The organism is Geobacter sp. OR-1 (assembly GCF_000813145.1).
GTDB lineage: Bacteria > Desulfobacterota > Desulfuromonadia > Geobacterales > DSM-12255 > Geoanaerobacter.
The window spans coordinates 60296-84829 of the sequence record NZ_BAZF01000016.1; the positions used below are offsets into that span (position 1 = coordinate 60296).

20 protein-coding genes and 1 riboswitch are annotated in these 24534 nt (G+C 55.3%); of the genes, 3 read left to right on the forward strand and 17 right to left on the reverse strand.

Annotated features, from left to right (window positions below):
* Positions 1 to 28: 28 nt before the first annotated feature.
* Positions 29 to 109, reverse strand: a riboswitch (cyclic di-GMP riboswitch).
* Positions 110 to 172: 63 nt separating this feature from the next.
* From nifK to nifH, 3 genes are all read right to left on the reverse strand, one after another.
* Positions 173 to 1642, reverse strand: a complete 1470-nt coding sequence (gene nifK, locus OR1_RS15145; RefSeq protein WP_041972734.1) for a nitrogenase molybdenum-iron protein subunit beta — start codon at positions 1640 to 1642, stop codon at positions 173 to 175.
* A gap of 114 nt (positions 1643 to 1756) precedes the next feature.
* Positions 1757 to 3187 carry a nitrogenase molybdenum-iron protein alpha chain gene (gene nifD / locus OR1_RS15150; RefSeq protein ID WP_041972735.1) on the reverse strand — a complete coding sequence of 477 codons (1431 nt, stop codon included), beginning with the start codon at positions 3185 to 3187 and terminating at the stop codon, positions 1757 to 1759.
* Positions 3188 to 3451: 264 nt separating this feature from the next.
* Positions 3452 to 4318, reverse strand: a complete 867-nt coding sequence (gene nifH / locus OR1_RS15155; protein ID WP_041972736.1) for a nitrogenase iron protein — start codon at positions 4316 to 4318, stop codon at positions 3452 to 3454.
* A gap of 112 nt (positions 4319 to 4430) precedes the next feature.
* Here nifH and OR1_RS22125 point away from each other — a divergent pair, with 112 nt between their 5' ends.
* Positions 4431 to 4733 carry a hypothetical protein gene (locus tag OR1_RS22125; RefSeq protein ID WP_152609927.1) on the forward strand — a complete coding sequence of 101 codons (303 nt, stop codon included), beginning with the start codon at positions 4431 to 4433 and terminating at the stop codon, positions 4731 to 4733.
* Here OR1_RS22125 and OR1_RS15160 read toward each other — a convergent pair.
* Positions 4723 to 5286 carry an ANTAR domain-containing response regulator gene (locus OR1_RS15160; protein ID WP_041972737.1) on the reverse strand — a complete coding sequence of 188 codons (564 nt, stop codon included), beginning with the start codon at positions 5284 to 5286 and terminating at the stop codon, positions 4723 to 4725. The genes OR1_RS22125 and OR1_RS15160 overlap by 11 nt on opposite strands.
* A 66-nt stretch (positions 5287 to 5352) precedes the next feature.
* Positions 5353 to 6498, reverse strand: a complete 1146-nt coding sequence (gene nifV / locus OR1_RS15165) for a homocitrate synthase (protein WP_041972738.1) — start codon at positions 6496 to 6498, stop codon at positions 5353 to 5355.
* A 334-nt stretch (positions 6499 to 6832) separates the two neighbouring features.
* Here nifV and OR1_RS15170 point away from each other — a divergent pair, with 334 nt between their 5' ends.
* Entirely contained in the window at positions 6833 to 8866 is a 2034-nt protein-coding gene (locus OR1_RS15170; RefSeq protein ID WP_052440509.1) for a bacteriohemerythrin, read from the forward strand.
* A gap of 328 nt (positions 8867 to 9194) precedes the next feature.
* Here the strand turns inward: OR1_RS15170 and amrB are convergent, their stop codons facing one another.
* The 8 genes from amrB to OR1_RS15210 all read right to left on the reverse strand — a co-directional run bounded on the left by amrB (position 9195) and on the right by OR1_RS15210 (position 16258).
* Complete coding sequence (amrB, locus tag OR1_RS15175) at positions 9195 to 9998, reverse strand: AmmeMemoRadiSam system protein B (protein WP_041972739.1); 804 nt, start codon at positions 9996 to 9998, stop codon at positions 9195 to 9197.
* A gap of 71 nt (positions 9999 to 10069) precedes the next feature.
* On the reverse strand, positions 10070 to 10690 hold the full coding sequence (scpB, locus tag OR1_RS15180) for an SMC-Scp complex subunit ScpB (protein ID WP_041972740.1): 621 nt from the start codon (positions 10688 to 10690) through the stop codon (positions 10070 to 10072).
* Complete coding sequence (locus tag OR1_RS15185; protein ID WP_041972741.1) at positions 10677 to 11480, reverse strand: ScpA family protein; 804 nt, start codon at positions 11478 to 11480, stop codon at positions 10677 to 10679. Before OR1_RS15185 ends, scpB begins: the two co-directional genes overlap by 14 nt.
* A 3-nt stretch (positions 11481 to 11483) precedes the next feature.
* Positions 11484 to 12467 carry a tryptophan--tRNA ligase gene (trpS, locus tag OR1_RS15190; RefSeq protein ID WP_041972742.1) on the reverse strand — a complete coding sequence of 328 codons (984 nt, stop codon included), beginning with the start codon at positions 12465 to 12467 and terminating at the stop codon, positions 11484 to 11486.
* Between the two features lie 20 nt (positions 12468 to 12487).
* A complete protein-coding gene (locus OR1_RS15195) occupies positions 12488 to 13159 on the reverse strand; it encodes a site-2 protease family protein (protein WP_041972743.1) in 672 nt (223 codons plus the stop codon).
* A gap of 154 nt (positions 13160 to 13313) precedes the next feature.
* Positions 13314 to 14726, reverse strand: a complete 1413-nt coding sequence (gene glnA / locus OR1_RS15200; RefSeq protein WP_041972744.1) for a type I glutamate--ammonia ligase — start codon at positions 14724 to 14726, stop codon at positions 13314 to 13316.
* A 39-nt stretch (positions 14727 to 14765) separates the two neighbouring features.
* A complete protein-coding gene (locus OR1_RS15205; protein ID WP_041972745.1) occupies positions 14766 to 15104 on the reverse strand; it encodes a P-II family nitrogen regulator in 339 nt (112 codons plus the stop codon).
* Positions 15105 to 15346: 242 nt separating this feature from the next.
* The gene (locus OR1_RS15210) at positions 15347 to 16258 is read right to left on the reverse strand and encodes a putative 2-dehydropantoate 2-reductase (RefSeq protein WP_041972746.1); all 912 of its coding nucleotides are present in this window, start codon (positions 16256 to 16258) and stop codon (positions 15347 to 15349) included.
* A 65-nt stretch (positions 16259 to 16323) separates the two neighbouring features.
* Here OR1_RS15210 and OR1_RS15215 point away from each other — a divergent pair, with 65 nt between their 5' ends.
* Complete coding sequence (locus OR1_RS15215) at positions 16324 to 17049, forward strand: M23 family metallopeptidase (RefSeq protein ID WP_041972747.1); 726 nt, start codon at positions 16324 to 16326, stop codon at positions 17047 to 17049.
* Here OR1_RS15215 and hrpB read toward each other — a convergent pair.
* The 4 genes from hrpB to OR1_RS15235 are packed head-to-tail and all read right to left on the reverse strand — an operon-like array spanning position 17041 to position 24424.
* Positions 17041 to 19557: an ATP-dependent helicase HrpB gene (gene hrpB / locus OR1_RS15220; RefSeq protein ID WP_041972748.1), complete on the reverse strand. Its 2517-nt coding sequence runs from the start codon at positions 19555 to 19557 to the stop codon at positions 17041 to 17043. The genes OR1_RS15215 and hrpB overlap by 9 nt on opposite strands.
* A 2-nt stretch (positions 19558 to 19559) precedes the next feature.
* The gene (locus OR1_RS15225) at positions 19560 to 20243 is read right to left on the reverse strand and encodes an HAD family phosphatase (protein ID WP_041972776.1); all 684 of its coding nucleotides are present in this window, start codon (positions 20241 to 20243) and stop codon (positions 19560 to 19562) included.
* Positions 20244 to 20254: 11 nt separating this feature from the next.
* Positions 20255 to 21493, reverse strand: coding sequence for a VanZ family protein (locus OR1_RS15230; protein ID WP_052440511.1), 1239 nt, complete (start codon positions 21491 to 21493; stop codon positions 20255 to 20257).
* A gap of 6 nt (positions 21494 to 21499) precedes the next feature.
* The gene (locus tag OR1_RS15235) at positions 21500 to 24424 is read right to left on the reverse strand and encodes an SLBB domain-containing protein (RefSeq protein WP_041972749.1); all 2925 of its coding nucleotides are present in this window, start codon (positions 24422 to 24424) and stop codon (positions 21500 to 21502) included.
* Positions 24425 to 24534: the final 110 nt, after the last annotated feature.

A 24534-nucleotide genomic window follows, 5' to 3' on the forward strand; every position in this document is an offset into this window, starting at 1 on the left:
CTGCTCGGTTCCTCCATACGGTGAAGGCTCCGGCAACCCGGCCGACTATAAGCTGTTTAGTCCCGTGGCGTTCCGTCCCCCGGTCACCCGGGGTTTGGCAGTATTATTGTTACATATTAACAATACCGGCTAATTGCCAGCTGTCAATTATGCGATCAAGATACTGTTGCGGCTACCGCATCATCTCGAAGTGCCGGTCATCACAGGTTTCATCCGTGATTTCGATGAACTTGTTGCAGATCGTGGCGAGCATGTTCAGCACCCCCTGATAGCCGATCAGCGGCACGCGGTGGAGGTTCACCCGGTCGAAGATCGGGAAGCCGAACCGGAACAGCGGGATCTTGGCGTCCCGGGCCGCGAACTTGCCGTGGGTCTCGCCGATCATGGCGTCCACCGGGTCGGTCATGACGAGGCTCCGCAGGTGCCAAAGGTCCTTGTTGATGTAGATCTTTCCTTCCTTGCCGTACATGGAGCCATCGAGAAGAGCCTGGATCTCTTTCTCCAGCTTCTTCGTCCCCTTGCTGCAGAGGATGTGATAAGGGACCGCCCCCATTTCCAGCAGGAATGAGACGTACCCCAGGAGATAGTCCGGGTCGCCGTAGACCGCGAACTTCTTGCCATGGATATACTGGTGAGCGTCGGTCATGAGGTCAACGGCGCGGCCGCGCTCGGCCTTCAGCGATTCGGGAACCGGCTTGCCGAACAGATCGGAGATCTTCATCAGGAACGCGTCGGTCTTGGCGATACCGAAGGGCATCGGCATGGAGACATGCTTGCCGGAGTAGGTATCCTTGAGCCAGGTGAAGGTCTTGGCAGTGGAATAGCTCCCCAGGGCAATGGTTGCCTTGCCGTTGATGGAATCGGCAGCGTCATCCAGCTTGGTGCCGCCGGGATAGATCCGGTAATGACCATCCAGGGGAGAATCGAAGGTTTCGGAAATATCGGCCAGCAAGGTATAGGGAATGCCGAATTCCTTGAGAATACGCTTGTATTCGCGATAGTTGCCGGTATTGGCGTCGAAACCTGCGATCAGGTTCAACTTGCCGGTGCAACGCCCTTCCACCGCTTTACCTTCCGTCAGGGTCTGCAGGATGGAGAGCAGCATGGCGTCATAGCCGTGAACATGGGAACCATTGAAGCTCGGAGTATTGGCATAGGGGAGCGGGAAATCCTGGGGCACGCACCCCTTGTTTTTGGCGTTCTTGATAAAAGCGGTCAGGTCGTCGCCGATGATCTCCGGCATGCAGGAGGTGAAGATCGGCATCATCTTCGGTTTGTAGAGGGCATAGGCGTTTTCCAGCGCCTCGTGCAGGTTGTTCTGGCCGCCGAACACTGCACCGTCTTCGGTCATGGAGTCGGAGACTGCCGGTGCCGGTTCGCGGAAGTGGCGGTTCATGGTGGAGCGGTAGTAAGAGGCACACCCCTGTGAGCCATGCACAAAAGGGAGGCTCCCTTCGAAGCCGTGGGCGGCCAGCTCGGCACCCAGCGGCTGACAGGCGTGGGCCGGGTTGATGACCAGTGACGTCCGGGCAAAGTTCTTTTCCTTGTATTCTTCGGTGTTGATCCAGGCCGCAACCCGCTCAACCTCTTCCACAGGGGTCTCGGTCACGGGCTTGACTGCTAGTCCCAAGTTGTTAGCCATGATATATCTCCTCTCCGGATACTCATCCGTATCACGGTAGATTTATGTTTTTCGTAGGGGCGAGGCATGCCTCGCCCAGTGCGCCCCATGGGTCGCCCCTACATTCATTCCTCATCAAAACGGGCTTTTCACCAGATTCCACGTCGGGGAATTTATCGCCATATCCACATCCCGTGCAAACGTCGGAAACCCCAGGTAGCCATGATACGGTCCGGAGTAATCCCAGCTGTGCATCTGCCGGAAGGGAATCCCCATCTTCTGGAACAGGTATTTTTCCTTGATCCCGCTGCCGATCAGGTCGGGCTTCAGGGTGTCGGCAAACTGTTCGAATTCGTACTCGGTGATGTCGTCATAGATGACGGTCGCTTCCGGCATTTCCGGTGAAGTTCGCTCGTAATCGTCGCCGTGGGCAAACTCGTAGCCGGAGCCGACCACTGCCATTCCCAGGTCTTCATAGGCGTTGACCGTGTGCCTGGGGCGCAGCCCGCCGACGTAGAGCATGACCTTTTTGCCATCCAGGCGCGGCTTATACTCGTCGATCACCGCCTGCATGAGCGGGTCGTACTTGGCAATGACCGCCTCCACTTTCTCCTTGATATTGTCGTCGAACAGTTCGGCCAGCTTGCGCAGACTGTTCCGGATCTTGGTCGGGCCGAAGAAGTTGAGTTCGATCCAGGGGATGCCGTACTTTTCTTCCATAACCTTGCACATATAGTTCATGGAACGGTAGCAGTGGATGACGTTGAGCTTCACCTGGTGGGTGGCGGCGATCTTGTCCATCTCGCCGTCGCCGGTCCAGACGGACTTGACATTGAAGCCGCACTCTTCCAAGAGCGGTTTCGTTGACCAGGCGTCGCCGCCGATGTTGTACTCGCCGATAAGGGCGATGTCGTACGGCCCGATCGGCTCAGGGAACTCGCGGGTCTCGATGATGTAGTCGCGGATCGTGTCGTTACTGATATGATGGCCGAGGGACTGGGACACACCGCGGAACCCCTCGCAGTTGCAGGGGATGATCGGAATGTCCAGTTCCTTGGCAGAGGCCTTGGCCACCGAGTTGATATCGTCGCCGATCAGTCCCACCGGGCATTCGGAAAGGACCGAGATCCCCTTGGCGAGCGGAAAGAGATCCTTGGCTTCCTGGAGCAACGTCTTCAGCTTCTTGTCGCCGCCGTAGACGATATCCTTTTCCTGGAAGTCAGAGGTGAACTGCATGGCAAACTGATTCACCCCGTTGATCCCGGACATCAGGTTGCGCCGGGTACCCCAGGAGTAATAGCCGCAGCCGACCGGGCCGTGAGATACGTGCACCATGTCGCGGATCGGCCCCCAGACCACCCCTTTGGCGCCGGCATAGGCGCAACCACGGGCGCTCATCACACCGGGGATCGTCTTCCTGTTGGACTTGACGCAGGCCCCTTCACCTTCATTTGGAGCCAGGTGGGGAACGCGTTTTTTCTTGGCCTTGTCCGGATAGATTTCCAGGGCGTTGTCGATCATCTCCTGGGTCGATTCTTTGGTAATGCCGTCTATTTTCTTTGACATATCTCTCTCCTGAGGAGTGTGGCTTTTCCGCCCTGGCTGCGTAAGTCTTCAGGACTCCTTGTGCGGCGTAGAGCTGCTACGCCTCCGCGCACTCCCTCGACAGCCTTGCCAGGACAAAAAATCCGCACTCCTTTATGTTTTTTAAAACCTTATGGCGAACGATTTTGCGGTCAGCCCGGTAGCTCCCGAGGTGAGCCGCCAGCGCTACCCCGCACAAGGACGAGCCGAAGGGCACTGCCGGGATGGCCCAAAGGCGTTCGTCACCTAAGCGGCGTTCTCCGCCTTGCCGACTATGGTCTCGTCTTCCGCTTCCATGATGCCGTACTCCATCAGCAGGTCTTCCAACTCTTCCATTTCGAGCGGGGTCGGCACCACCAGCATCTTGTTGTTCTGGATCTTTTCCGCCAAGGTGCGGTATTCCTGGGCCTGCGGATGCTCCGGTGAGTATTCGATAACGGTCATGCGGCGCATTTCGGCGCGCTGTACCTGGTTGTCGCGGGGAACGAAGTGGATCATCTGGGTGCTGAGCTTCGCAGCCAGGGCGCTGACCAGTTCGAACTCCTTGTCGGTCTTTCTGGCGTTGCAGATCAGACCGCCGAGGCGGACCTTGCCGGATGACGCATACTTGAGAATCCCCTTGGCGATGTTGTTGGCCGCATACATGGCCATCATCTCGCCGGAGCAGACGATGTAGATCTCTTCGGCTTTGCCTTCGCGGATCGGCATGGCGAATCCGCCGCAGACAACGTCGCCGAGCACGTCGTAGAATACGAAGTCAAGATCATCGGTATAAGCGCCGTTCTCTTCCAGGAAGTTGATGGCGGTGATGACGCCGCGGCCGGCGCAGCCAACACCCGGCTCGGGACCGCCGGACTCGACACACTTTGTGTCGCCGTAGCCGACTTTCAGGACATCTTCCAGTTCCAGATCCTCGACAGTGCCACGCTCCCTTACCAGGTCCATAACCGTGGACTGCGCCTTGGCGTGCAGAATCAGACGGGTGGAGTCGGCTTTCGGGTCGCAGCCGACGATCATCACCTTCTTGCCGAGGTAGGCGAGTCCTGCCACCGTGTTCTGGGTCGTGGTCGATTTGCCGATGCCACCTTTGCCGTAGATAGCTATCTGTCTCATTACTTCTTCTCCTTTCGTTTGAGCTGTCCGCTTTTTGTGCCCTTCGCGCCCTGGCTGCGTTATCGACATCCTCGATGTAGCGCTGCTACACCTGCGGTGTCTCTTCCTCGCCATGGCACGAATCATCACAAAAATCGAACAGCCTGGGTCTTGTTGTGGGGAACGAAAAAAGCGCCCCATTTTAGAAATGGCGGCGCCTTTGCCTGAAAAAAGAGGCCCCGACTGCTGCTCGTCGGGGCCTCTTTGCCTCACTGTTTCGGTTACATCAATGTATCCGGTATTCGGTTTTGTTTTTTATTTAGCACTGACCGTGCCAACTTATAACCTGGCGTTATTTCGTTGTTTGGCGTCACATCCCCGGTACAACGAGCATCCGGTTAATGCAGCTGCACAATATTTCAGCATCATTCGGTGAGCAGGATGGCCTCGGCAATCTGCCGGAGGGACTTGCGTTTGTCCATGGCAAGCTTCTGCATCTTGCGAAACGCTTCCGGCTCGGATAGGGAAAGGTTCTTCATCAATAAACCCTTTGCCTTCTCGATCACTTTACGGCTTTCAATGGTCTCCTTGAGATCATTTACCTGCTCTTTGAGGTTCTCAACCTCGTCGTTATGGGCAAAGGCAAGCTCGATAGCCGGCCAAAGCTCATCGCTACGTACCGGCTTGGTCAGAAACGCGGCAATACCTACCTTGACCGCACGGGCTACGACATCTGGGTCATGGCAGGCAGTGAGGAAGATAACCGGCACTTTCAGTTTTTGCCGGATTTCCGCAGCAGCGGTAATGCCATCCTTTTTCGGCATGGAAACATCCATGATGATGATATCAGGGATCTTTTCCAATGCCGCTGACACCGCGGCGATCCCATCCACTGATTCGTGAATCTCGTCAAAACCGAGATCCTTTAGCATCGCCTTCAACCCCTGCCTGATGACCGGTTCGTCATCGCATATCAATACAGATTTCATAATATTCCCTTCTTGGAGCTGGAGTCGTTAATCTGAGTTAAGCACAATCCATACCTGATGTTGCCTTCAGGCTGCGAGAGAACTGCAAAACCCCTCGTGAAGGCGAAGCAGGTCACTATCCCTGAGTGACCGCTTGACCTTCTCCGCATAGGCACGTGCCCGGACAAGCAGCATCGATGCCTGCTCGTGCGACAGTTCAATCCCGAGTCCACGGTAGCGCTCTATCATCCCCCTGCTCCCGGAATGTTTGCCGATAGCAAGAACCCGGCTGAGGCCGACATCTTCCGGGTTGAACCCTTCATAGTTGTGCGGATTTTTGATAACACCATCGGCATGGATGCCTGATTCATGGGCAAAGGCACGTTCGCCGACAACCGATTTCCAGGCCGGTACAGGTCGATGCGAAGCGCGACCGACATAACGGGAAATCTCGGCAAACCTGTGGGTGTCGATACCGGAGTCAATACCGCACGACACCTTCAATGCCATCACTACCTCTTCAAGGGCGGCATTCCCGGCCCGCTCGCCAAGACCATTTACCGTTGTGTTGACGAATGCGGCTCCGGCCTTGATTCCGGCAAGGGCGTTGGCAGTGGCCATCCCCAGATCGTCATGGGTATGGACCTCGATAGCCAACCCCGGCACGGCACACCTGAGCGCCCGCACCTTTTCATACATGGTGAACGGATCCAGTATCCCAAGGGTATCGCAGAACCGAAACCGGTCAGCGCCTAAGGCCCGGGCAAGATCCATCAGTTCGGCCAGGAAATTCAGGTCTGCCCGGCTGGAGTCCTCGCCGCCGATGGAGACATATAGTTCGCGCTCCTTGGCATAACCAAGGGCATTCCTGAGCTGTTCCTTGACCCATTCCCTGCTCTTCCCAAGTTTACTCCGGATCATCTGGTCCGAAACCGACAGCGAGAGGTCAACGGAACTGACGCCACACTCAAGCGAGGCGTCGATATCGCTTCTGAGCGCGCGGTTCCAGGTAATGAGACGTGCATTAAGCCCCATATCGACCAGGGCCCGGATCGATTTCCGCTCCTCCTCGCCCATGGCCGGAATCCCGCATTCAATCTCGTGAACGCCGATGGAATCCAGCATTCGGGCGATCTCTTTTTTTTCTTTGATGGTGAATGATACCCCGGCAGTCTGCTCACCGTCCCTCAAGGTGGTATCATCGATAAACAGCTTGGTTTCGTTACGTTCCATACCTGCCTCCGGAAACAGCGCCCGTTTGCATCTTCGCTTCACTTGCGCTGCAAATAAATAAAGGCGCTCATTGCTGATCAATGGGCGCCTTTGCCAAATACGTATCATGCGGTTTGAGGTTAAATAAGCACATGATGTGCCAATACGTAACATACTGTTTTCCCAAAACCTGTCAGATCTAAGCAATTCATTACTGATTTGTATGCCTAGATGTTAGGCAATACAGAGACTAATGGCTTAGCGTTTATGACAACAAAATAGTAATTTGGTCTAAATATTGGCCGGTCAAGGTCGATAAGATTTTTAAAGCAACAGACTTCAGAGGGGGGTTCTAATGGCAGTAAAGACAGGGATTCAAACAAAAATTACCGGTACTTTGGTGGTAATTATTTCATTAATGTGCCTGGTCGGATTGATTGCATGTCTCAAACTGTGGGAACTGGCGCGTGTCGCCGATGAACTGGGCCAGGTGAATATGCCGGCAGTTATGATGCTTGCCAAGATGCGTAACAACGTCGACACATACCGGAGATCGGAACTGCAGTTTTACCTGAAGAACACGCCTGACGATTTCAACCGGTATTACGAGCGCATGGGCAAAATGCAGACAGAGCTGAAATCTTCGCTTGAATCTTACGGCAAACTAAAATTGAGCGCCGGAGAACAAGGGAAAATCAAGGAACTTGATGCGGCCTGGAATTCGTATCTGGAAGCGGCAAAGAAATCGGTTGACCTGATCAAGGCGGGTAACATTGACGATGCCCAGGCACAGACCCGCGGCGAAGGCAAAAAACTATACGACAACACAAACACCATCCTCGGCGAATTACAGGGATTGAGCCAGAAAAATGCCGACGAATCGATCAATAAGGTCGACAAGGAAGTAATCAAGACCAGGAACATCATTATTGCCCTGATTATATCAGCTCTGATTATCGGCATTCTGCTCGGCATCGCGACACTGAAAGCGATTCGCGCCCCGCTTCGCAGGCTGGCAGAAGATGCCGAGCAGATCGCTACCGGAGATCTGAGCGTAGAGTTCCGGATCGATACGGAAGATGAAATCGGTCAACTGGCCGGGTCATTTGAAAAAATGGTCAACAGCCTCAGGGAACTGATCGGCAGACTTGCCGACACCTCCTCGGAGGTATCGAAATCGTCCGCTGAGATGAAGACAAACTCGGAAGCGATGGCATCCGGCGCCGAGGAGGTGGCCTCGCAGGCGACCACTGTTGCGACTGCCAGCGAGGAGATGTCGGCAACATCCGGGGATATTGCCCATAATTGTCTGCTGGCGGCGGAAAGCGCCAAACGGGCTAACGACGCGGTCGATCATGGCGCTGCTGTGGTCGACAACTCCATTATTGTCATGAGACGGATCGCGGACCGGGTAACATCCTCGGCCACGACCGTCATAGAACTTGGGCAGAAAAGCGACCAGATCGGCACCATCGTCGGCACCATTCAGGAAATCGCGGACCAGACCAATCTCCTGGCCTTGAACGCGGCCATAGAGGCGGCCAGAGCAGGCGAACAGGGGCGGGGTTTTGCAGTAGTCGCCGATGAGGTCAGGGCGCTGGCCGAACGAACCACCAAGGCGACGAAAGAGATCGGCGAAATGATCAAGGTTATCCAGAATAACACCCAGACAGCGGTATCAGCCATGGATGAAGGGGTGGCGGAAGTCCGGAACGGGACTGACGAGGCCGAGCGATCCGGTGAGGCACTTAGAAGGATTCAGGACGAAATAAACACCGTAAACCTGCAGGTCCAGCAGATCGCCACCGCTGCCGAGGAGCAGACCGCTACCACCAGCGAGATCAGCACGAACATCCACCAGATCAACAATGTCGTTCACATGACCGTAGACAAGGCCCGCAATACCTATGATGCCTCACAGCTGCTCTCCAACCTGGCAGGAGAGCTCCAGAAGGTTGTTTCGGAGTTCAAGCTCTCCGAATCCGGTAAATTGATCAACTGGAGCAACAGCTTCAGCGTCAAGGTCTCAAAAATGGATCAGGAGCACCAACGTCTGATCGACATGATCAACAATCTCTACATCTCCATGCGGGAAGGACACGGAAACGAGTCCATCGGCGCAATCCTGGACGAACTGATCGAATACACCAAGACCCATTTCAGCCACGAAGAAAAGCTTATGAAAGAATCGGGATACCCGGGGTACGAAGACCAAAAGCGGGCTCACGAGAGCCTGATCAGGCAGGTGGTGGAGATTCACGGCAAGTTCAAGTCCGGCGCGGCGCTCAGCCAGGAGATCATGACCTTCCTGAAAAACTGGCTGGTCAACCATATTCAGGGGATGGACAAGCGATACGGCCCTTATCTGAACAAAAAAGGGGTCAAGTAGAGTGCATAGCTGGTCCGCAAAAATTAGCGATCATTGCTGACAAGCATAATTTCCCTTCTGTTTCCTCATTAGTGCTATAATTTCATCAGGAAGAAAGATGTAAACTGATCCCTTGAAAGGGGGTAAAGAATATGACAACCACTGGATGGGAATTCTGGAGCGTAAAATTTGACCTGTTGATGCTTACACTGATATCAATCATACTCTTCATCCCGGTGTGGCTTGGTTATCGAAAGGATGAAAATCTGCATCGTGTTGATTTAATGGCCGGAGATGAAGGTGAAGACTAAATTAAGTTCGTCATTACGATTTCCGGCAGGACACAGGTTCAGCTGACCGTAACTGCCGCATATCCCACCACCTGCCGGAAATCGCCGTTCACCTCGCCGCTGTTGGCATATTTAATTAATCGTGCCCGGGTGGCGCCAAGCAAATTTGCCGCTACAAGCATCACGGTGGCAGGCACTACCCCGCACATGGTTATCCTCTTGGCGCGGCAGACATCGAGCAAACCTTGCGGGTCAAGGGCTAAGGCTCGTTCGAGTGCTATTTCGTCTTTTACCCTCGCGCTATCGGCAGACTCATAATGGGTCATGTCTGAACTGGCCACGATCAGTACCCTCTCCCCGAACTCCCTGATCGCTGTTGCGATCCCCTCTCCCAATTCCAGACAGGAACTGAAACTGCCGAATCCGAGGCATATCGGGACAATGGCGATCTCGGGAGAGAGATATTGCAGAAACGGAACCTGGACCTCCAAAGAGTGCTCATAGAGATGCGCGTCAGCGTCTTCCTCGACAAGCTTGGCATGACGTCTGACCAGAGCGCTAAGCCGCTCTTCTATCGGAACGCTGCCTAGAGGGGTCTGCCAGCTTCCTGGCGGGTAGAGCGCTGCGGCGGCACCGATGCCGTGATGGTTGGGGCCGAGGATTATGACCGCGGTGGGGATTTCTACAGCACCGTAAACCTTGCCGGCCACTGCTCCGGAATAAACATACCCGGCATGCGGGGCTATGAGTCCGATGACCGGCTCTGGTTTGACATCCGAGGCGATGAATGATGAGAGTTCGGCCTTCAGACTGGCGGGGTCTCCGGGGTAAAACTGGCTGGCAACAGCTGGCTGACGGATCATGACCCCTCCCGGTGCCGGATCATGACCCGGCAGGTTTCTATCCATTCAGGTTACTACAATCGGGCATTTAATCAAGATTCCGGTTCACCCTGGAGCAAGGGCTGGATGAATGGGACCGAGAGCGAAGGATCCAGCGGCAGTTCCCCCTGTTCCTCATAGACCGGGAGTTCGGCAAGATCCTGAATCTCTTTCAGGGTCGGCAGGGCATTGAGATTTTTCAGGTTGAAGGTTTCAAGGAATTCCCTGGTGGTGCCGTACACAATCGGCCGGCCCGGAACATCCTTTTTACCGAGGATGCGAATCAGTTTCTTCTCCAGGAGGGTCTTTACCACCCCGCCGCAGTCCACCCCTCTGAGATATTCAATCTCAGCCCTGGTAACCGGCTGGCGGTAGGCGATGATTGCCAGGCTCTCCAGTGCCGACTGGCTGAACTTCAGCGGCCGGCTCTTTTGCAGACGCCTCATGACCTCCGCATGTTCCGGCCGGGTGCGTAATTGATACCCCCCGGCCACTTCAGCAAGCGTTATCCCTCTGGCATTCCGCTCGCAATCCAGCCGTAGCGCTTCGATTGCCGCAAGAATCTCCTGACGGTCACGTTCCGGCAGAATCGAGACCAGCCGATCCATGGAGAGCGGCCCATCGGCAACGAAGAGCAAACCCTCAACCAATGCTTTACATTCAAGACTCGACATATTCTATTTCACTGGACAATGATTCATTGCCACGGATAAGCAGTATGGCGGCAAACGGTTCGCTCTGGGCTACCTTGATGCTATTGAGACGGCAGAGTTCCAAGAGGGCGAGAAAGGTAGCGATAACGAGTTCACGGGTAAGCGGCTCCTCGTCGAAGAGCTCTTCGAAAAGAACGGACCCGGACTGATCGATCTTATCGAGAATCCGTCCGATCCGCTCTGCAACGCTGATTGTTTCACTGATGACATCATGGAATCGTTCGAAAGGGACCTTTGACAAGACCTGGCGAAACGCCTCGACCAGATCGAACAGTTCCAGCACCAGCGGCTGGTCCTCCCCCTTTTCTTCCAGTTCGTCGGGAAACGGCAGACTGCGCGAGAACAGGTCCCGGCCCAACAGCTCCCGGGCGCCCAGAACCGCTGCAGCATCCTTGTAACGCTGATATTCCAGAAGCCGCCTGATCAGCTCGGCCCTCGGGTCCTGCTCTTCAGCCTCCCCGGCCTCGTCTTCTTCAGGCGATGGCAGCAGCATCCGGGACTTGATCTGGAGCAGGGTCGATGCCATTACCAGAAACTCTCCAGCAACCTCCAGGTTCAGTTCTTTCATCAGTTCCAGATATTCGAGGTACTGACGGGTAATGGAGGCAATGGGGATGTCGCAGATCTCCATCTCGTTTTTCCTGATGAGATGGAGCAGCAGGTCCAGCGGCCCCTCAAAGGTATCTACCCGGACCGTGTAGCCGGAGTACTGCAGGGGGTCAAACAGCAACTGAGTCGGAGAACCGGTCATTTATCAGAACTTCAATGCAGATCTGACCTCGGCCAGGGTTGCGCCGGACTCCTCGGTGGCGCGTCTGCTTCCCTCTTCCAGCACCTGATTCACCAAGCCGGACTGGGCAGCCAGTTCCTTCCTCTTTTCGCGGAACGGCGCCAAACGCTCAACCATGCATTCGGCCAGGATCTTTTTACACTCCACGCAGCCAATCGCCGCAGACCGGCACGCCGGCACGATCTCGTCCAGCTTCTCCTGCGGCACGTACAAACGGTGCAGGTTGAACGCCACGCAGTTGTCCGGCTCACCCGGATCCGCCCGTCTGACCCTGGCGGTGTCGGTGACCATGGACATCACCTTTTTGCGGGTCTCATCGGCATCATCGGACAGATAGACGGAGTTACCGTAAGACTTGCTCATCTTCCTGCCGTCAAGGCCGAGGAGTTTCGGCGTTTCGGTAAGAAGCGCCTCTGGCTCCGGAAAGACCGGGGTATATAGATGGTTGAACCGCCGGGCGATTTCGCGGGTGATCTCCAGATGCGGTATCTGGTCATGACCGACCGGTACCCGGGTTGCCTTGTAAAGGATGATATCTGCCGCCATCAGCACCGGGTAACCGAGAAAACCGAAGGTGGAGAGATCACGGTGTTCGAGATTTTCCTGCATCTCTTTATAGGTCGGGTTGCGCTCCAGCCAAGAAACAGGGGTAATCATACCCAGGATCAGGTTTAGTTCCGCATGGTGAGGCACCATGCTCTGCTCGAAAATCGTGCATTTTTTCGGATCGAGTCCGAATGCCAGCCAGTCCAGCACCATGTCCCTGGTATTCTCGCGAATAGCCGAAGTATCGGCGTATTCGGTTGTCAGCGAATGCCAGTCCGCAGCAAAAAAGAAACAGTCATACTCTTCCTGAAGCTTGAGCCAGTTGTCCAGCACACCATGAAAATGCCCCAGGTGAAGTTTTCCTGTCGGCCTCATGCCGCTTACTACCCTATTTCTGCCCATCTGCCAACCTCCGTTACCGGTCACTTCATCAAAAGAGAGGTTACCCCGAAGACCACATTGCTGTGCGGGCCTGCCAGGAGCCTGATTCCCAGGCCGAGTGCCGGTGAAATTACGTAACTGAACATGTTGGTGAAAAACACCAGGATTATGATAATGATCATGCCGTATGGCTCGATACGGGACCAGAATACCGCCTGCTTGTAAGGGAGCAGCCCCACAACCACCCTGCCGCCGTCAAGAGGCGGCACCGGAATCAGGTTGAAAATCGCCAGCAAGAGATTTACGTAAACAGAAAATGCCAGCATCAGCACCATGGGCTCAACAAAGAACTTCATCTCCGACAGCTGGGTTCCGGCGGCAATCACCAGCCGCATCCCTATTGCGGAAAACAGCGCAATGCAGAAATTGGTAATCGGCCCGGCAGCGGCAACCCAGATCATGTCCCGCTTGGGATTCCTGAGATTGTTGAAATTCACCGGCACCGGCTTTGCCCAACCGATGCCGATAATGAAGATCATCAGCGTGCCGATGATGTCCAGATGATTGAACGGGTTGAGGGTCAACCGCCCCTGGGCCTTGGCAGTGCCGTCGCCGAAACGATAGGCCACAAAACCGTGCGATACCTCATGACAGGTGATCGCCATCAACGCAGGGACCAGCATGATTGAGAGTTTGAAAAAAAATTGTTCCAAAAGGACCCCGGTTGCGCGGCAGATTCAAGTCAAGCCTGCCATTTCTAGCAGAAAGAGGGGCCAATGTCAATTTTGGCAGGTTTAAGAGCATTAAAGGCCCGACAGGATTCAAAACCTGTCGGGCCTTTAAGGTCGAGCCTATTGAAGGCTGGGATTAGATATCGTAGTAAAGAGCGAATTCAAGCGGTACCGGACGCATGCGGACCGGATTTACCTCGGCCTCCATCTTGTACTCGATCCACTTCTCGATGACGTCAGAAGTGAAGACATCGCCCTTGAGAAGGAACTCGTGGTCATCCTTGAGGCAGTTGAGGGCCTCTTCCAGAGTACCCGGAGCCGAAGGGATATCAGAGAGCTCTTCTGGTGAAAGGCCGTAGATATCCTTATCAAGCGGCTGGCCCGGATCGATCTTGTTCTCGATACCGTCAAGACCTGCCATCAGCATGGCGGCAAAGGCAAGGTAGCCGTTGCACGAGGGGTCCGGAGTACGGTACTCGATGCGCTTCGCCTTCGGGTTGGAGGAAAACATCGGGATACGGACGGAAGCGGAACGGTTCCGTGCCGAGTAAGCCATGTTAACCGGCGCTTCGAAGCCCGGCACCAGTCGCTTGTAGGAGTTGGTGGTCGGGTTGGTGAAGGCGCAGAGTGCCTTGGCATGCTTGATGATGCCACCGATATACCAGAGAGCCATCTGGGAAAGCCCGCCGTACTTGTCGCCGGCGAACAGGTTTGAACCGTTCTTCCATATTGACATGTGGCAGTGCATGCCGGAGCCGTTGTCACCATAAAGAGGCTTCGGCATGAAGGTTACGGTCTTGCCGTTTCTGCAGGCCACGTTCTTGATGACATACTTGAACCACTGCAGGTCGTCAGCCATTGCGACCAGCGAATTGAAGCGCATGTCGATCTCTGCCTGGCCGCCGGTGGCAACTTCGTGATGCTGGCATTCGACACGAATACCGACCTTCTGAAGCTCCATGACCATTTCGTTACGAAGATCGTTCTGGGAATCGGTCGGAGAAACCGGGAAATACCCTTCCTTGTGGCGCGGCTTGTAGCCGAGGTTAGGGAACTCCTCGCGGCCGGAGTTCCAGGTCCCTTCGATGGAGTCAACGGCATAGAACGACTGGTTGGAGCTGGAGTCGTAACGGACATCGTCGAAGATGAAGAATTCGGCCTCTGGCCCGAAGAATGCGGTATCGCCGATGTTGGTGGACTTGAGATACGACTCAGCCTTTAAAGCGATGTTACGCGGATCGCGGGTATACCCTTCCTTGGTGATCGGATCGAAGATGTTGCAGATCAACGACAGGGTCGGAACTGCGACAAAAGGGTCCATCTTGGCGGAATTCGGATCAGGAACGATGATCATGTCTGAAGCGTGGATCGGCTGCCAGCCCCGGATGGACGAACCGTCAAACCCCTGCCCCTCTTCAAAGGTATCTTCGCCGAATTCGGACATAGGCACGGAAAAATGCTGCCAGATACCGACAAAATCCATAAACTTGAAATCTACCATCAGTGCGCCGTTTTCTTTGGCAAATGCTACTACCTCTTTTGGTGTCATCAAAAAATCTCCTTTCGCTGTGTTAAGCTGTTTTTTAATCTAGAGTGCATCCTCGCCGCGTTCACCGGTGCGGATCCGGACAACTTCTTCGACTGGTGTGACAAAAATCTTGCCATCCCCGATGCGGCCTGTTTTGGCAGCCTGTTCTATTGTTTCGACTACCTTGGAGACAATGTCGTCTGATACGATGATCTCCATCTTTATCTTCGGGATGAAATCAACTACATACTCGGCACCACGGTATAGTTCAGTATGCCCCTTCTGGCGCCCGAATCCCTTGATCTCACTGACCGTAATCCCCTGAATGCCGATTTCGTTGAGTGCGTCCTTCACCTCGTCAAGCTTGAAAGGCTTTATTATGGCTTCTACTTTTTTCAAAGTTGATCACCCCCATGCAGTTTATTGATTAATGGTTAGTCATTGTACTTCAGAAGTCAGTCCTCGTCAAAACAGATGCAGGAAGATAGCACAAATTGAGCAATAAATCTGCCAACGCAACCGACAAAAATATCAGTCGCTATTCCAGCTAGTTACAAATCACACTGTTCGTCAAAGGCCGGAGTGGTGCAAATGAGCACAAAAACAAGGCAGCAACGACTCGCTGTAAGCCTATTTTTTCATCACACTGCAGCAACGAATGCCAGCAACGAATGGAGCATGGCGGTCTTGGGGAGCGGCACGCCTCTGACAGTCCCGGCCTCAACAGCCCTGGCAAAAATAGCGTCAAGCTCCAAAGGCCTCCCTTCCTGCCTGTCGATCTGCATAGAAGGCATATAAGGGCCCATAGCGTCGGAGAAGACCAGCATCTTTTCGGCAAATTCGAAGGATATCGGTTCCAGCAGCCCCTGGGAATTTGCCGTGGCAATAACCTCCATCATGATATCCCTGATCAGGGAGCGGGTCGCAGGATGCGCCAGAAGGCGATCCACAGGGGTATCGAGAAGCGCGCACAGCCCGTTGAACGGGATATTCCAGACAAGCTTCTGCCACCGCGCGCTTTTCAGGTCCTTGACTATGTTGCACTCGATCCCGGCATTCCGGAAACTGTCCGCAACTTCGGCAAGAAATTCTTCGGCAACGCCGGCAAACCTGCCGAGTTCGACTCGCCCAGCCCCCAGATGGTGCACTACCCCAGGCTCGCCACGATTGGCGCAGAGAAAGGCAACCCCACCCAGAATTCGATCCGGCCCGAACAGTTCTGCCAGCATTTCTTCGTTGCCAAGCCCGTTCTGCAGAGTCAGGATGCGGGTCTTCGCCCCCACCAGCGGAGTGATCAACTCCCGGTAACTGCTGTTGGCAAACGTCTTTAGCCCTACCAGGACAAGCTCGACCTCCCCGATATCCTCGGGGCGAAACGCCGTTGCTACCTGTTCGAGCCGGAAATCGCCGTTGATAGATCTGACGGTAAGACCCGACGCAGTCACGGCCTCATAATCGCGCCGCAGCAAAAACGTTACATCGTTGCCGGCACGCTGAAGCAGCGCCCCATAATACAATCCCAGCGCCCCGGACCCCACAACCGCAATTCGCATTCCCTTATTCTCCTCAAGATACTTGTATTTAAACCGATAATTATGTAACATCACCCAGAATTTTTATGAAACCAAATCAGATTACCATACTGTTGCTCGGCATGCTGACTGTTGCCTCACCCGGATGGGGCGACATCTTCCGTCATGAAGACGACACTGAGACCATTTCGTATACCGATTCTCCCAGTGACGGACGATATACCCTCATCATGCGCGAACCCAGGCATGAAAGACCAAAGCCCCGTAAAGCAGCCACCAGGCTTGCGGCGCCAAAACCGGATCAGTCAGCCGTCCAATCAGGCGAACAGCACCCTTCAGCTCCCAATGAACTCCCGTTGCAGGGTGTCATCACATCCAGCATCGGTTACCGTAATGACCCATTCGACGGCAAGCTGCGGCATCATAACGGCATGGATATAGCTGCACCGTCAGGTACTCCGGTGAAACCGGTCGCCCCCGGAACCGTGATCTTCAGCGGCTGGCGAAACGGCTACGGCAACGCCATCATTGTCGCACATAACGACGGCATGTATACGTTATATGCGCACCACAGCAGTAATCAGGTTAGCGAAGGCGCCGCAGTCGACCGCTCCACGACAATCGCCCTGTCTGGTTCCACCGGCCGCTCCACCGGACCACATCTTCATTTTGAGGCATGGAAGAACGGGGAAAACATTACCGCCTCGTTTCTCCCCTCCGGAGGAACAGCCCCTCACCAGGAAGTCGCCAGCGCCCCGGTACGCCGCTACCTGCAACCGGACGGCACCATCCTGTTCACCAATTTACGCTGACTTCGCCCGAACGGTTTTCCGCGTCGGAACAGCGCTCCACGGGTCATCCGGCCAGGGATGCTTCGGATATCTCCCCTTGAGCTCCTTTTTTACCTGCGGATACGTTTTGTCCCAGAAACTCCGGAGATCCCTGGTCACCTGCATCGGCCGCTGGGCCGGGGACAACAGGTGCAGGATGATCGGAACCCTCCCCCACGCTATTGTGGGAGTCTCTGCCAACCCGAACATCTCCTGAAGTTTTACCGCCACAAACGGTTCTCCGCCCGAATAATCAAGACGCAGACGCGATCCGCTCGGGACGGTAATATGGGTGGGCGCCCCCTCGTCAAGCAGACGAAGCTGTTCCCAGGACAACTGCGACTGCAGCAATCCGAGCATATCGAGTCGCTTCAGATCTGACGCCGACTTCATCCCGGATAGCGCTGGCGAAAGCCACTCGGCCAGTCTGGAGGAAAGAGCATCATTGGACAGGTCGGGCAAGCTCTTATCTCCGGCTACCCTGTTGATAAACGCCAGTCGAGCCTGGAACTGACGGGCACCGTCCGTCCACGGCAGCATACCGAGCTCGGGATCTTCATTTATCGCCCCCAGCAAAGCGTTGACTACCTCTTCATCCTTTGAGGCGCAACTCCTGATCGAAAGCCTTAGTGCCCCGAAACACTCCTCTGCCGTCGTGATAACCCGGCCGCTCTCCCGGTCCCAGGAGGTCTTTCGCTCGATCGCAATCTGTTCGCTAAACTGGCGTCGTATCTGATCACCGGTCACGCCGGAGGCGCCATGGATAACCCCTTCTTTTCCCGGGCTGCCCAATATCTCGACCGCCACGATGAACTGCCGGTCATGCAGCGAACTGCCCGGGCCAAGCCTTCCCCCGGTGCCGTTGGCCAGCAGATAACGGTCGGACCGGTCTTCTCTCTGCATGGCGCACCGGTCAGGAAACCCTTGCAATAGCAGTAGCGGGACCAGGTCCAACATCGGCGCCTGGTCGTCACGGCCCGAATTCACGAGTCTTTTGAGCCGGCCACTGACCCTGTCTACCTGCCTGCAGGCATTGGTATCCAGTACGCCGGACAAACCGCTTCCGGAGCGCCATTCATCAAGAAGTTCCAGCCGATCGGTATAATCGCAGCTGTTACTCGGACGATTCATCAGATAGTCGCGCCGCAATATCTCTTTCTCGGAGATAAGCGCTGCCAGGTCACAGGCAATGGGTGCGGCCCCAAGCGCTTCGCCTTCGAGAACCATGCTGCTAAGCCTCGGGTGAAGGGGGAGCATGGCCATTCTTCTCCCCCGGTTCGTGATCCTGTGACCGGCATCAAGCGCTCCGAGCATCTGCAGCAAAGACCTCGCCTCTTCCATGCCACCGGTTGACGGCGGATCCAGCCAGGAGAGCGCTGCCGGGTCGGCCACGCCCCAATTCGCCAGTTCGAGGGCCAACGGGGCCAGATCGACTACCCTGATCTCCGGCTGCCCATAAGGGACAAGCGTGGCATTGGTCGCGGCACTCCAAAGGCGATAGCATATGCCGGGGCCGAGCCTCCCGCTTCGTCCTGCCCTCTGCGCCGCAGATGCCGCCGATTCCCTGACCGTCTGGATCCGGTTGAGGCCGGTGGCAGGATCGAACCGGACCGTCCTGGACAGGCCGGCATCAATTACCACCGATACCCCTTCGATGGTGAGGCTGGTTTCGGCAATATTTGTCGCCAGCACCACCTTCCGTTTATTGCCCGGCAAGAGGGCACGTTCCTGGTCCTCAAAAGGGAGATCGCCGTAAAGGTGAGAGATGAGGATATCGCCGGGGCTGGAATCGGCGAGCATGAGGCCGCATCTTCTGATTTCTGCGCTACCAGGCAGAAATACGAGGAGATCGCCGGAAGTTTCCGCCAATGCCCTCTTTACCCCCCCGGCAGCCGCAGCCGCGATCTCCCCGGCCGGATCGCCGAGGTAACGGATATCGACAGGATGGGATACCCCGGCACAAGACACGACAGGAACGTCTCCCAGGAGTCCGGACACCGGCCCGCATTCCAGGGTTGCGGACATGACTACGATTTTGAGATCCGGCCTGATCGTCTTCTGAACGTCCAGGCAAAGAGCGAGTGCCGTATCTGCGTGCAGGCTCCGCTCATGGAACTCGTCAAAGATCACCGTTGAAATGCCGTCGAGTGTGGGATCGGCCTGGAGCCTCCGGGTCAGGAGCCCTTCGGTAAGCACCTCGACCCGGGTCCGAGGCGAGACTTTCCGATCGAAACGGATCGAATAACCGACTGTTTCCCCGACCCTCTCACCAATGCTTTTCGCCAGCCAGGAAGCAGCATTCACTGCCGCCAGCCGGCGCGGCTCGAGCATCAGGATCCTGCCGGCAGCGCCGAGCGAAGAGTTGAGCAATGCCAGAGGGACGCGGCTGGTCTTGCCCGAACCGGGTGGGGCCTGAAGCACGGCCCCGGTAGCAGACTCCAGTGAATAAAGGAGTTCCGGGATTACCGAATCGACCGGCAAGGGGTGCATGATCAGTAAGATACTATCTTTTTGAGATCGGCGATCGAGATGTCCGCCAGAGATGAGACGATGCGCTGCGCGCTACCCAGCTGTTCCGCCGGGTAGCTGTTGGTCACCGCGAGGACCGGTATCCCGGCGCCGGCAGCGGACGCAATTCCGGCAGGAGTGTCTTCTATTGCCACGCAGCCTGACGGCAGTATGCCGCTGCCTGGAAAGGCAACCGCGAGCTTTTTCGCTGCCAGGGCATAACTGGCCGGATCCGGCTTGCTGGCGGCAACCTCCTCGGCAGTAACCATGGCGCTAAAGGCATTATCGATGGCCAGCTGGTGGAGAATCGGCTCGATGTCGCTTCTGAGGGCGCCACTGCAGATAGCCAGCGGCAGTTCTGACGACAATGCAGATATCAGGTCGACAACACCCGGATACGCCGTAACACCACCGGCAACCACGTCCTGAAACAGCTTGGCCTTGAGTGCAATCAGCTCTTCGAGGGCATCGTGATCAAGGGTCCGGCCGCCGGCGCGAAACGCTTCGACAAAGGCATCGCGGTCATCAAACCCCATGTACCGCTCGACGTATGCCTCCCAGGAGTAACCGAGGCCGAGCGGTTCGAGCACTACCTGGAAAGAGCGGTAATGAAGCGGTTCGGTATCTACGATAACGCCGTCAAAGTCAAAAATGACACCCTTCAGGATATTGTCTTCCATTAAAATCTCCCCACCAGCGCCAGGAGCGCGGATGAATCCGATACCACCGGGGCAATGGCAATGCTCCGGTAGCGCGCGGTCGCATGATAACGGGTAACAACCCTGCCGCAGAGTTCGCCGATTGCGGCGCCTAACAGTATATCGCTGGCCCAGTGCTTATTCTGATAAATTCGTGAGAATCCCACGAAGGTTGCCGCGGCATAAGAAGCAATAGCCGTAATCGGGCTATCTGCAGCAGACGCGACGACCGACGCCATTGCAAAGGAGCTGGCAGTATGCATCGAAGGGAGGGAATCGTAATCCGTCCTGAATTGAAAGGGGCGGAAACTGCCGGAATCACCGGAAGCCGAGGGTCGCCCCCGCCCGATGGTCTGTTTGAGAATCAGTGTGGAAGCATCTGCAAGCAGTGCAGCTTCACCGAGCATCTCGCCCAGCTCCTTGTATTTGGGGGAATCACCCAGAATTCCGCCGCTATAGACTGCAGCGGCAATCCCCAGATGGACAAATGGATCGCCGACAAATGAACCGATATCGGCTGCGCGATCCAGATTACCCCCTTTTCGCGTTGCGACCTTGTCGCGGATATCCTCGTCATATAGAGCGGTAACGGCAATTGACCCGGCAACCAGCGCGGTTGTCAGCAGTCCGTTGTTTTCGATGCCGAACGGGGCCTTGCCTATTTCCACGGCTTCATCAGCGATGCGCACTGCAGCTGACTTCATTTCGCCAACAGGGGCAAATGCCGACTCTCCGCCCCAGGACTCACCTGACGGCCCCAGGACGGCGGCAACAAATGTCAGCATGAACAAAGTATTGCAGCTGCCGGTTGCAAGCTTGCGCCGTCTGGAAAAACAATGCATCAGCCACACAGCAGCAGCCCCGGTCATGTTAGCTACCAGATCCAAGATATCCGCCGTTCGATGGCTGGTAAGCAAACTCTGGGCAATCTCCATGGCCCCACCGAAACATACCACGCCGATAAAAACAGGCCAAATCGCCTTTCCGGAATAGGCAAAAGCCCTGACGCCAAGAAACATCATAACTGCATAGGCCGAAGCATGCTGCAGCTTATCCCACCCGAGAAACTTATTGGGCATTTTCGGAGGCGATGGGGTGAGAGATAACCAGATTATTATCAATACCCAGCAGATCAAGAGGGCTGTCGCCACACTTCTGGTCCCGGGAATTGCCCCTGGTTCATGACCGGTTAACTGCTGTTCTGGCTCTGTCATCGGCATTATGGGCTACTTCAACCCGATAAGAACTGTGCCCGCAGTCAAGGCGACATTGGCCAATATCTGGGTTATGTCCTTGATCTCGCGAAGCCAAGCCGTTCTTTCGAGCTTCTGGGGCACGACAAGGGTATCGCCGGGCTGGAGCGGGGTCGCCATGAAACTGCCGAAGGTCCAGCTACGGCTTTCGTCGTCCCACTTAATACCGAATGACGATTGCTGCCGGCTGAAAACCGAGCCATCGGCGCGGATGATATACATCTCACCCCCCTCGGCGTCGCGAGTCGTGCCTCCTGCCTTTTCCAGGTAATACGACAACTGCTCTCCCGGCTTATGAATAAAGGAGGTCTGGTTGTAGACCTGCCCCATTATATTGACTACGCTCGACCGCGGCGGGATATCAAGGACATCGCCCCCTTGAACCTCAACATCGTTGGGGCTGTTCTCGAATTCGCCAATCCCGGCAATGGCAATTACAATGCGCCCTTCGGCCTTCAAGGTCTTCAGTTTATCCAGGTTTTTCTGCAACCCTTCGAGAGCAGCCTTGGTTGCTTCGAGTTCCTCCCGCGAAGCTGCTACAGATGCAAGCTCGCCCTGTTTCTTCATGATATCCTGTTCGGATCTCAGAATGATTTCATCCATCCGTTTTTGCTGATCCTTTTGCACCGTTTTCCTGAAAAAACGGGCTCCTTTCAGATAAGCCTTGTCGGTATAACCGCCGGCGCGCTTCAGGATGGAACTGAGTTTTTCACCTTTAGAGACCGAATAAATGCCGGGGAACCTGACCTCACCCTGCACATTGATGAATCGATCGGAAGAATCAAGCCACTCCTGCACACCCCTGACAATGAACACATCATCAGGCTTCAACGTCAGATTATGACCGGAGTCGCCGGCCATTGCCTTTGCCAGATCGACATCTACCCGTTCCGCCCGGGCGATCCCTTTGTCCAGAATAATCCGGGTCAGCTCGGCCTTTTCCATGTAGGCGTTACGCTTGAGGCTGCCGCTGGCCGCAACCAGGTCGCGAATGGTCATGTTCGGGTAGTAATCGTATGTGCCGGGGTTTACTACCATGCCATTGATGGATACAGTGGGTTTCTCGACCATTTCCTGGCGCGAGAATACCTTCACCGTATCCTGTTCGTGCAGGGGGACGTTCTCCTTTTCATCTCCGGACAGCACCTTGCTGAGGTTGAACACAATTGTTTCGCGATGGAAATCCGGGGGAACGATTCTGGTAACTTGGGCAGCATCCAGGTAGGCATCGGGAACTACGGCGGTAAAGGAAGGGATCAGGTCGGACACTCTCATGCCGGCCTTGAATTGATACTCTCCGGGACGGGCCACATTTCCCTGAAGCGTGACAACCTGCCGCAATGCCTTCATTACCGGATAAAGCTTGACCATATCCCGGTCCATTATCTCCTTTGCAGCGGTTTCGGGATCGCCAAGTTTCAGATCGGAAACAACCCGGCCTGATTTCGGATCAAATCGCTCGATCTGGAGCCGCCCCTGATCGCCACTTGCCGATGGCCCGCCGGCCATCTCAAGAAGCTGGCCGAGCGAGGTCTTGTTTTTCAACTCAAAGATCGCCGGGCGCCTGACTTCGCCGGCCACGGCCGCAACCGGTCCGATAACCGGGACAAAGATGGTATCGCCATTTTCAAGACGGACATCGTTTGACCGGTCACCGGCAAGGAACATCTCGTACAGATCGATCTGTCTGACCGCTTTCCCCCCCCTCGACAGCCGGATATTTCTCAGGCTGCCGCTTTTGGAAGGCCCTCCTGCCAAGGCGAGCGCATTGATGACAGTGGCTGTGGAGGTCACCGAATAGGCGCCGGGAGACTCGACTTCACCGACTACAAATACCTGGATCGACCTGAGCCGGCCAAGGGAGACATTAAGTTCGTAACCCTTGTAGTAACGGGAAACCGCCTTGGAAATCATCTCCTTGGCCTGGCCGAAGCCCGCACCCCAGACCTTGACCGTCCCGACTCTGGGCAGCGTAATCTCTCCATTCCGGTCCACAACAAGCTCATACCGCCCCTGAATGGACCCCCACAGGTCAATCCGGAGCGAATCACCCGGGCCGAGAACGTAATCTTCGCCAACAGGCGCATTATCGAGCGGGGTGGAGGCAGCAAGGGAGTTTTTGAAGAACTCGTAGCCGAACTGCTTCAATGTTCTGATAAACGGCTCAACCTCAACCGTATCCTGCAGGGTGGTCGTCTTGGAGGCAAAGGATCTTTCGAGCAGCGACCCTTGTTCTTCTTCACTGACAGGGAGGACCCGTTCCTCATTGGAAAAAAAGATCAACTCCTGCTTTACCGGTTCGTCGGCGAGTAGCGGCTCAGTGCTCTCTACCGGGGTCTGAACCGTACCCTGGACCTTGAAGTAATAGATTTGTTTATTGCGCAGAAAGCGAAACTTGTGTTCCGATACCGGACCGACCTCCACCTTATTGTCATAGCGACCGGATTCTATACCGTAGTAAATTGTAAATCTCGCCGGCTGGTCGCCGGGTTTCTGCGTCAGCCCGTTGACCTTCCAACTGAGCGAAACCATGCTGTCTCCGGACACGGCTTTAAGAATGATCTTGGGCTTTTTCTGCAGGGTTTTCTGCTGCAGTCCGGTATCCACAGTGATCTTGTCCAGAGATTGAATCCGCCGCATTCCCTGCTGTTGCTGTTGATTGTCCAGGGGGGAAATCCCTCTCTGCAGACGCGAAGGTGTTTTCTGGTCTTCGACGCCCGGCAGGATTCCTTGTTGGTTAGTCGGGAGAGGGGAGAGAGGGGTTTCCATTTTCATTTCGCCGGTATATACCCCTTCGGATTCCGGTGACTCGAAATTGTTGACCTGCGCGGAAAAAACCGGGGTTGAGATTAAGAACAATAGACACAGAAGATATGAAATTAATCTGAACTTGGTCATCAATGTCTCCTTGGGCGCTTTACAGGTATTACGATCCTGTAAAATAACCAACTTCTCCGGTTCAATGCAAAATAAAAAAAAACAGCAACCCTTTGTACAAGAATTACTGT